This window comes from Pseudomonas agarici, assembly GCF_001543125.1.
Taxonomy (GTDB): Bacteria; Pseudomonadota; Gammaproteobacteria; order Pseudomonadales; family Pseudomonadaceae; genus Aquipseudomonas; species Aquipseudomonas agarici.
In genome coordinates this window covers 289,567-299,212 of record NZ_CP014135.1, presented here as the reverse complement: position 1 = coordinate 299,212, position 9,646 = coordinate 289,567, and the positions used below count along the sequence as shown (strand labels likewise).

Below are 9,646 nucleotides of genomic sequence, written 5' to 3'. Positions count from 1 at the left end.
CGAACGACAGCAATAACCCCGCGCCCCACACCAGCGCCAGTCCCAGCACCAGCGCATAGCCGGCTCGCGGGACGCTCCAGCCCAGCCGGTGGCCGTGGGCAGGATCATCGAGCACGCCCTGCCACACCGGGACCAGCGGCCAGTCATGTTTCAAGTCATGCGGCGTGCGCCGCACCGGCAGGCTGAACCACACCCCCCGCAACGGCACGCCACGGGCAAACTCGCCGGCCAGGGGCGCCAGTGTGTGACGCCAGCGACCGATGCCCTCGCGCTGTAAATCGCGGGACAGGCGAAACAGGAAGTCATGGCCCATGACACCGTTCATCTGCGCCAGGCCCTCGCGGCGCAACGGCTCGAGCAAGCCATTGAGGCCGCTTTCCAACGCCTGCGCGGTGAAGTTTGCGGGCAGCAGGCAGCCCACGGGCTGCGTCTTGCGCGTGTCCTGCGACCAGGCACTGTCGCAGACCTGCCACAGGGACAGCGGCAACTGCCAGCCCAGGCCACGGGCCAAACGCTGCAACTGGCGCACGCCCGCGCCCAGCGCGGCATCATCACCGGTCTGGGTAGCGTTCAGCGCCCAGACCACCCCGTCCAGCGCCCGCCAGCGACTCAGCCCAGCCCATTGCGTGGGCAAGGGTCGATCCAACATCGCCTGGGCACTGCCGCCCCATAGCAGGACGGTGCCTTGCCCTTCCAGCCAGAATTGCTTGGTCAGGGTCGGGGCAATGGCTTCGATTTCGTCGGACTCGCCGATGACCAGCAGCAGGCGGACTTTGCGGCGCCAGAAGAGGCCGTAGTGATCGCGCAGGTGATCGCGTAGCTCCGCGAGCTTTGGAGTATCTGGCGGTGCGGGCTCCGGGTTCAAGCGCGAAGTCGACGCTTCGCTTACCGACTCAACGACTTGCCGCGCCTGGCGAAACGCCAGACGATCCCAGGCCAGCAAAATGACCGGGCAGAACCAGCAGAGCGCGAACCACACCGCCAGGCCCCACAGCAGCAATGGCTTGAGCGCCATGTTCGGCCAACCCATATAACTGCCGCCCAAGCTATACAACAGGCCACCGAGCAGCACCAACAGCGTGATGATCAGCAGATAGCCCAACCCCACGCGTATCAAAGATCCCTTGCCCACATCCTTAACTGTTGCCATAAGGCACCGCCACTCCAATTTCCAATCGTTTGTTTCCATCCTGGCTCAACCAGCCACAGGGCTGACCCGCCGTCCCCGCTTGGAGCAAGGCCAGAGACATACCGATAAAGGGAGCCAAGTGCGCCAACACGCCCCATTGCCCGCTCAGTTGATGTTCCGCCGCCGACCAACCGCCCAGCGCAAACGCTTCCTGGCTGGCTTTATCCAGGGCCAGGCACGTGGTCGGCGGCGTTTCCAGCCCGGCGTAACGCTGCATCTGTCCACAGAGTTCGGCGGGCGACTCGTCCGCCTGGCATTCAGCGCGATGCAACAACTGCCGGCCCTGTCGGCTGACCCACCAGAGGAAAGCCCCTTCACCCGGCAGCTCGCTCTGTTCAGCGCGCTCGACCGACACCGCCCCGGCGCACAACAGCCAGTCGTCCTCGCCATGGCACTCGCGATGGAAGGTATCGATCAGGTCGTCCAGATCACTCAAGCTCCGTAAGGGCAAACGCGCCTCGGGCAACACCATGCCTGCCTGGGCCAGCGTCTGCGCGAAAGCCACCTGACTGCTCTCGTCCCCCACCCAGGCAGTCGCCCGCAACTGCGGCCAACACGCGGACAGTTCAGGGAGTGTCAGGGTCAGACGCGCCAGGTGCTGGGCCAGGGCCGGGGCACGCTCGGTAAGAGCGCTCATCGACAACGGACAACGCAACATAAGGTGCGTGGCGCCGGGTGTCGCCAAGGGCGTCGACAGTGGGAGGTCTTTCATCAAGTGTTGGTAATAGGTTTGCACGTCACCCGCCGGCCCGAGCAACAACACCTCCCGCACCGGCAAAGCCAGGCAACGCCGCTGCCACCACGCTTGCGTGGCAGCCTCGACAGTGCGCAGATACACCTTGCGGTTGAACAGTTCGATCTGCCACACCAACACCCGTACCGCCAGCACCAGCGCCCAGCACATCGGCAGCACCGCGCTCCACAGCCACAACGCCAGGCGCGGTTGCTCCTGCGGCCACAGCATCAGCGCGACCGCCGACTGCACCCCAAACAGCAGCGCCAACCCCAGCCACCAGCGGCGCCAGCGGGGTTCGCCCGGCGCGATGAGGTCGGGGTATTCCGGTGGGCGATTCATGGCGCGACCATCATCGAAGTGGCCGCCAGGGTGCTGACCAACTGGCAACCACAGGCGCAACGATGGCCGTCCAGCGCCACCGGCTTGCCATCTATGGTTGATCCCGAGGCACCCTCGATAATATGCGTCAGGCCATGTAGGTTGCAGCGCACCGGATCATCCACACAGGCCACCGGCTTACCGAAAGCTTCGTAGTGTCCCGCCAAAACCTCACCACCAAAGGGCCACAACGGATCACCGAGACGAACCAGGGGCATCATGGCAGCACCGCCTTGACCTGTTCGACCAGGGTGCCTTCCTTGCGTAACATGGCACTGGTCTGCTCGATGCGCTGCCTATAGTCGTCCAACGCGATCTGGCGTTTCTGCTCGACCACCACCTGGCCGATATGGCCAGTGGGCTTTAGCAACTGCTCGGCGTCAGGCAGGAAGGGCACCACCTTGCCAGTGACCTTATCGATCACCTGATAGCCGATGGTCGCCGCGCCAATGCCCGCCGCCAGTCCGCCAATCCCTCCCAGCGCTTTACCGCGCCTGATGCCATACGCCGTGGCCCCGGCAATCATCGCCACGCCCAATAGACGCCCGGCCACCACCACCGGCGACAGATCGCGGCTGTTGGCATTCCCGAAATAGATCATGCGGTAAAAGAAATAACCGGCCCACAACTCCCTCGACTTCAGTTTGTCGTGCATAAACCAGGCTCGCGAGTCGTGTATATGGTCGTCGAACAACGCCACCAGCAAGGCCATTTCGGCATCGGTACTGGGTGTGCCGTGGGCGTCGCGGAACAGTTGCTCACTGCGCCGCTTGCCCTCTGTGCTGAGGGTTTCGTGGTCTTTGCGCTCATCGTTTTCATTGAGCAGATAGGCCGCGTCGCGCAATATCACATCAAGAAACCCGCCCGTCATGCTGGTCTGCTCGCGCTTTTGTCCGGTGTAATCGGATTTGAATTCAGCGGCAGCCTGGCTCAGTTGGGTCTGATCGATTTGTGCTTCATACACCGGCGGTCCGGGATGCTGAGGATTGGTCAGGCGCGCAGCCAGGACGGCGGCCCGTAAGTCCTCGTCATTCTTTTTCTCCTGACTGCTCCTCTCGGCGGTGAATTCAGTGGCCTCGATAAAGAACGGCTGGCGCTGGTAGCTGTCGTTATCGGTTTTGGCATCATTGGCATAGCGACCAATGCGCCAGCCGGTGATCCAGCCCAATTGATCGGCCATACCGTCTTCCACCGTGGTGCCCAGAAGCTGCGGGGTGTACTCACAAGCGGGATGATTGACGGGCTGGTCGGCGGTGATTACCGGTAGGGTTTTGCTTCGCCAGGCGTTGAAGCGTTCGACTGACTCCTTGCTCAGTCCGAACTCTCTCTCAGTCGTAGAACTCATGGCACGCCATAACTTCTGAGAAAGCAGCGTCCGCGGTAACACTTCCTCGAGGACCTGCAACGGAGCGCCAGCAGCAAAGGCGGCGGCATACAGATCGTGCAGAACGATCTGCGACACCAGTTCATGGGTGCCGCCGCGAGCCTTGCCCTGGTCATTTTTTGGGTAGCCACCGCCAACATCGGAATGAACACCGGGGTACAGCACTTCATAGCTGTTGTCCGGGTATCGGCCGTCCTCGTTACGGATCGATTCCAAGGGGAAGCAGGAGCGTTGTTCAAAGGCGGCGACAAAGTGCGAGCAGCGCTTGATAAATTTCGGGAAGCGCTGCGCATCCGGCAGCAACTGGGTGTCGTCGGCCCAATCCATATGCCCGGAGAAAAAAGGCGCCACATGGGCAATGCCCACCGAGGCCACTGTATCCAGTATTCCGAGAAACTCGACGCTGATCGGCAAGCCAATCAGCGTTTGAGCGGGTAGCTCCGCCCCGACAGGGGTGTCGAACAATTGGCTCAACCAGGTGACAAAGGTGCGAGCTTCGGCTGCTCCTCGGGAGAAGCCGTACACAAACAGCTTGACCCCCAGTACGCGAGGCTGGGCCCATTCCGTTCGAGCCTGCAAGGGTGCTAGCAGCCCGTTCATCGTCCGCCGCCGATTACCCTGGCCCATGGCACTCATCAGCGGTGCCCTCCAGGTGCTCATGGCTTCGACTTTGGCCTTGGCAACAACATTATCGATTTCTTTCTTATTGTTAAGCGCGAAAGAAAGAGCACTGGCCACTTGTACCAATGCCCAATTGATACGATCCTCGCCACCAGCGGCAAATTGCAATCCGCTATCGCTGTAATCCAGCTCGCCAATTTCTGGAAATGGCGTGCCGACACCTGGCATGTAATACGAAAAATAACCTCCGCGGTTGGCCCGTGAACCTTGGAATGATGCATGGAATAGCTTGGCAATATTACTAGGATTATTTTTTTTGGTATCGTTAGCTTCGTTATTATTAGTGCCATCAAAAAACAAGCTGATATGCAAACTATGGCAGCATTCGGAATACCGCTTTTGACCTCTAGAGTTGGTTCCTCGACGAAAAATATCTTCCTCGTAAATTTGCTTCCGGCAGTTAGCGGCTACCATTGATACTTTGGTAGGTAAACGACCATCCTTCGGAAAATAGGGTGGCCCCCATGCTTTATCTTTTGAGTCTTTTTTCACTTCGGACATACGGTCGGCTCCTTCATATCAAGAGGTTCTTTAATTGGATTATTCGGTGAGCCATAACCCCAGCAGGAAGTTGTGACTTTGATCTGATTACACACTAAAAAATGAACTTTCAAACCACAAGATTCAGTACCAGGCCACTCCGGAATATCCACTGTAGTGCTGTGCCGCTGAAACTTCGCTTCATGCTCCGTCCATGCTGTCTCATCAAAACCATAACTTGTTGTTTTTCTTTTTATTTTTGCAAAAGGATCAGGGTCGACCTCCCACTCGATATGAGCTTTCAAACCAGGGCGCCATTTGGTAGGCATGATGATGCAACAGACACTGCCGCCACCACCGTGAGCCCGATAACCGTTGACCGACATCCAGTTAATAGCATGCACGGTATGATTGACGGCTTGCAGATTCCCCCCGGCCATTTCGTTATCGGCTGAAGAACATCCGAACAATGTCAATCCCAACAAGGTAAGCAAGCCTTGCTGTATGATTTTTCTTATTGTCATTTGCATCGCTAGCGATTTCCTTGCTGATTGCTCTGGTGGCGTCAACCATTCGAAGCATGAAACATGCCTGGCGATATTAGTTGGCCAACTGTTCTTGACATCATGCTTCTCGTTATCATTGGCATCGTAGAAAACAAGCTGATATGCAGGCTATGGCAGCATTCAAAATATCGCTTTTGACCTCTAGAGTTGGTTCCTCGACGAAAAATATCTTCCTCGTAAGTCTGCTTCCGGCAGTTAGCGGCTACCATTGATACTTTGGTAGGTAAACGACCATCCTTAGGAAAATAGGGTGGCCCCCATGCTTTATCTTTTGAGTCTTTTTTCACTTCGGACATACGGTCGGCTCCTTCATATCAAGAGGCTCCTTAATCGGATTATTCGGTGAGCCATAACCCCAGCAGGAAGTTGTAACTTTGATCTGATCACACACTAAAAAATGAACTTTCAAACCACAAGACTCAGTACCTGGCCACTCTGGTATCTCCACGGTGGTACTGTGGTGTTGGTAGTTAGCTGCGTGTTTGAGTTGAGCGGCTTGGTATCCATCAAAATCAGATGGCCATTTTGAATAAGCATATGGTTCTGGGTCGACCTCCCACTCGATATGGGCTTTCAAGCCAGGGCGCCATTTGGTAGGCATGATAATGCAGCACGAACTCCCGCCCCCTCCGTCGGCCCGATAACCATTGACCGACATCCAGTTAATAGCATGCACGGTATGATTGACGGCTTGCAGATTCCCCCCGGCCATTTCGTTATCGGCTGAAGAACATCCGAACAATGTCAATCCCAACAAGGTAAGCAAGCCTTGCTGTATGATTTTTCTTATTGTCATTTGCATCGCTAGCGATTTCCTTGCTGATTGCTCTGGTGGCGTCAACCATTCGAAGCATGAAACATGCCTGGCGATATTAGTTGGCCAACTGTTCTTGGCATCATGCTTTTCGTTATTATTGGCGTCATAGAAAACAAGCTGATATGCAGGCTATGGCAGCATTCAAAATACCGCTTTTGACCTTGGGAGTCGGTCCCTCGACAAAAAAGGTCTTCCTTGTGAGTTTGCTTTCGGTGGTTGGCGGCTACCATTGATGTATTGGTAGGTAAGCGGCCACTCTCCGGAAAATGCGGTGCCCCCCATGCTTTAGTTTTTGAATTATTGTTCACTTGGGACATACGGCTGGCTCCTTCATTTGCGAGGGTTCTTTAATCGGGTAGTGCTCTGAATTAAATGCCCAGCATGAGGTTATTACCTTGACTTGATTACAAACCAAAAAATGAACTTTTAGGTCACAAGACTCCGTTCCTGACCACTCCGGAATATCCACTGTAGTGCTGTGACGCTGAAACTTCGCTTCATGCTCCGTCCATGCTGTCTCATCAAAACCATAACTTGTTGTTTTTCTTTTTATTTTTGCAAAAGGATCAGGGTCGACCTCCCACTCGATATGAGCTTTCAAGCCAGGGCGCCATTTGGTAGGCATGATGATGCAACAGACACTGCCACCACCACCGTGAGCCCGATAACCATTGACCGACATCCAGTTAATCCCCTGCACGGTATGATTGACGGCTTGCAGATTCCCCCCGGCCATTTCATTATCCGCAGAAGAACATCCCAACAACATCAACCCTAATAGGCACCACAATCCTTGTATCCGCGCCTTTCTCATTATTATTTTCATGATCTTCAACTCCCTTGATCACCAGCAACTCACACTCAAACAAAATCCTGCATCAAGGCCCAATTTTTTAATGCTGCTTCATCTGGCCTATCCTCAGCGAGAGCGTGTTCATCTCGAATATATCCGCTGTTTTTTTGTTCTTCTTTGAGTTTATTTTGATGGTCGCTATACAACATCACCGTATCGACCAGAAAATCTACCGGCATGCTGAGCAGAGTCGCAAATGGGCATACGATGATTAGATAGCAGTACGTAGGAATGGGGTCATAACCACCGGCGCCTTCCAATGTAAGGAGCCTCCAGTCATATTGAACACCGACATAGTAATGACCTGAACGGTGGTAGGTTTTCGATGATTCGCCCCGTTCAACTAATGTTCCGCAGCCGGCACTACTGATTGCAAGACCGCACAGCATGATCAAAGCTAATCGTTTCAGTATATCGACCTTTTGCTTGAGTAAATTTTCTACATTCCGAACACGCTGACCATTCGACACGCCTTGTTTGCGGCTCATAATTTTTGCCTCACGTATTCGGTCAAATCATCCAAATGATTTTCCTGGTGGGCCTGTACGACAATTGAGTATAAGGCGGCGAAACGCAGTTCCCGGGTCGCCTCCAAATCATCGAAGTCCCCTTCATCCAGCAGTTTCTGCGCATCACCGATACAACCAATCAGCTCGCCTTGCTGATCGCTCAAATTCAGAAAGGGCTTAACTTCGATTTCAGCGTGATATCCCAGACAATTACCTTGCAACCACTGCGGCTGGTCGTCCCGATCCAGCCAACCCCAATAGTTGACCGCTTGCAGGTATTCGGTGCGCTGGTTATCCGTCAGGATCGCGGACGTCAGCAAAGGAAAGATTCGTGGGTCGTAATACCGCAACAGGCCCGTCCGTGCGCCCCACTTTACTTGCGAGAGGGCTTGCAGAGCCTGGCTCAAGGTATCGAAGGGCAATGGCGAGATCACCACCAGCAAGCGAGCCTCGGTGGCGCACTGGGTCAGCAGTTCTTCCAGCCAGGCTTTATGTTGCCAATGCGTCAGGTTCAAGCGCATCAACAACGGGGCCTGACCCAGAAGGTTTTCCTCCGGTGTGCCGCTGAACAATGAAAACCATGGAACTTGCGGCCTCAGCATCTTCAGCGCCGGTATAGCGCAGTTGTTCCAATCGGCTTGGTCGAGCAGCACGTTAACCTGTTGCAGGCCGACGCTGGCACATGCCCGCTCGATGTGTTCTTGCCATTCTGTTGGTGTTGCCATCTGCATCTTCCCTTCAATCAACGTTCACGGCTCAATAAACCGGTAGTGTTTGCCCGGGCCTTGTCCAGGCACTTTTTACATATCGATTGCGGCAACTCAGGCAGCGGAAAACTCTGACTGGCGGTTTTTTCCCAAACATGTTGCCCCTTGAGGTTGAGCTTGCCGGGGGTGTAAATGTCGATGGCCCCGGACGCGGTGATGCGGATGTAGCCGCCACCACAGCCCAGGGTGATGCCATTTTTGGCCGTCAGTTGCAGTTGGCCCTGTGCGGACTGCATGCTGATGTCTTGTTGGGCAAGCAGATTCAACACGTCGCCGTGGGATTCGATTTCCAGCGGCCCCTTGCCGGACACCAGGCGCATGCCTTCCTGCTGGGCCAGCAGGGAAATAGCCTGATTGGCGTGGACCGACAGGCGCTGGGCAGCGGCCAGGTTGATCTCGTCGTTGCTTTGCACGTACAGCGCCTCGCCGCTTTGCAACAGCAGGCTGGCCGGTGTCACCGCGCCGATGCCCTGGGGAGCACTGAGCAGGATGGCGCAGGCGTTGAGGTCTTTGGCGTTGTCCTGAAACTGCTGCAAGCCGTCGATTGCGGGTGGGCGGCTATGGTGGGCCTGGGCGATTTCCCGCCAGTCGGCGATTTGCTGTTTCGCGCCCTGGATCTGGCTGGAAGCCGGTTGCATGGCCAGGACATCGCCAATGGCCTTGGTCTGTTCATCAGCGCTGATAAACAAGCCTTTGCCACCTCGAATCGCGCCCCAACCATCGGTGCGCAACTCAAAGCCTTCTCCGCGCTTTTTTTTCCGCGCATCCACCATATGCCCGAGGTTGAGCTGGCTCTTGCCACTGTGTTCGGTACTGAGCTTGATATGCTCCTGGCCCCGTGTGTCGTCCATGCGCAGTTTGTTATTGGCCGGCGTGCGCAGCACGTTGCGTTTGTAGTTCGGCAAGGCCACGTGGTCGGGGTGCTGGCTGTCGTGCAGGGCGTGGGCAATGTAGGGACGGTCCGGGTCGCCTTGTTCGAAGGCGATGGCCACTTCGGTGCCGGCAAGCAGTGGCAGGTGCAAACCGTAAGTGTCGCCCGCATAGGGACGGGCCAGGCGCAACCAGAGGCTTTCCGCGCCGAGTTTCCAGGTGTCGCGGTCGAACAGGAAGCGGACTTTGTAACGCCCTTCACGGTCGATGTGGCCATAAGGGTCGTTGGCCAGGGTGCTGCTGATCCGGGCCGGGACGGTGCCGGCGATGTGCGGTTTGTCTTGTAGCGCGGGACGAAAGCACACCCGTTCCGAGTAGGGAATGGCCTCGAAGCTGACTTCAAAGCTACGATCCCG

The 9,646-nt window shown here is 56.2% G+C and carries 10 protein-coding genes and 1 pseudogene; all 11 read right to left on the bottom strand.

Features of this window, described 5'->3' with window-relative positions:
- Positions 1-1,150 (bottom strand): annotated as a pseudogene (locus AWM79_RS01390) (ImcF-related family protein); the annotation flags it as partial.
- A complete protein-coding gene (locus AWM79_RS01385; RefSeq protein ID WP_026012940.1) occupies positions 1,137-2,120 on the bottom strand; it encodes a hypothetical protein in 984 nt (327 codons plus the stop codon). The gene AWM79_RS01385 and the pseudogene AWM79_RS01390, both read right to left, overlap by 14 nt.
- A 140-nt stretch (positions 2,121-2,260) precedes the next feature.
- The gene (locus AWM79_RS01380; protein WP_017130905.1) at positions 2,261-2,524 is read right to left on the bottom strand and encodes a PAAR domain-containing protein; all 264 of its coding nucleotides are present in this window, start codon (positions 2,522-2,524) and stop codon (positions 2,261-2,263) included.
- Positions 2,521-4,869 carry a T6SS phospholipase effector Tle1-like catalytic domain-containing protein gene (locus AWM79_RS01375; RefSeq protein ID WP_060781972.1) on the bottom strand — a complete coding sequence of 783 codons (2,349 nt, stop codon included), beginning with the start codon at positions 4,867-4,869 and terminating at the stop codon, positions 2,521-2,523. The genes AWM79_RS01380 and AWM79_RS01375 overlap by 4 nt, the downstream gene beginning before the upstream one ends.
- Positions 4,857-5,378, bottom strand: coding sequence for a Tli1a family immunity protein (gene tli1a / locus AWM79_RS24050; RefSeq protein ID WP_082712677.1), 522 nt, complete (start codon positions 5,376-5,378; stop codon positions 4,857-4,859). Before tli1a (AWM79_RS24050) ends, AWM79_RS01375 begins: the two co-directional genes overlap by 13 nt.
- Before the next feature lie 35 nt (positions 5,379-5,413).
- Positions 5,414-5,710 (bottom strand): hypothetical protein, encoded by a 297-nt coding sequence (locus tag AWM79_RS24045; protein ID WP_244159610.1) that lies wholly within the window; start codon positions 5,708-5,710, stop codon positions 5,414-5,416.
- Positions 5,698-6,216, bottom strand: coding sequence for a Tli1a family immunity protein (gene tli1a / locus AWM79_RS24040; RefSeq protein WP_082712560.1), 519 nt, complete (start codon positions 6,214-6,216; stop codon positions 5,698-5,700). The genes AWM79_RS24045 and tli1a (AWM79_RS24040) overlap by 13 nt, the downstream gene beginning before the upstream one ends.
- A gap of 319 nt (positions 6,217-6,535) precedes the next feature.
- Positions 6,536-7,057: a Tli1a family immunity protein gene (tli1a, locus tag AWM79_RS24030; RefSeq protein WP_082712558.1), complete on the bottom strand. Its 522-nt coding sequence runs from the start codon at positions 7,055-7,057 to the stop codon at positions 6,536-6,538.
- Positions 7,058-7,092: 35 nt separating this feature from the next.
- Positions 7,093-7,572 (bottom strand): YceK/YidQ family lipoprotein, encoded by a 480-nt coding sequence (locus AWM79_RS01370; protein ID WP_060781971.1) that lies wholly within the window; start codon positions 7,570-7,572, stop codon positions 7,093-7,095.
- On the bottom strand, positions 7,569-8,324 hold the full coding sequence (gene tla1 / locus AWM79_RS01365) for a toxin Tle1 chaperone Tla1 (protein WP_060781970.1): 756 nt from the start codon (positions 8,322-8,324) through the stop codon (positions 7,569-7,571). The genes AWM79_RS01370 and tla1 overlap by 4 nt, the downstream gene beginning before the upstream one ends.
- A gap of 11 nt (positions 8,325-8,335) precedes the next feature.
- Positions 8,336-9,646: DUF2345 domain-containing protein (locus AWM79_RS01360; RefSeq protein WP_156430156.1), on the bottom strand; the 1,311-nt coding region annotated here is incomplete at its 5' end.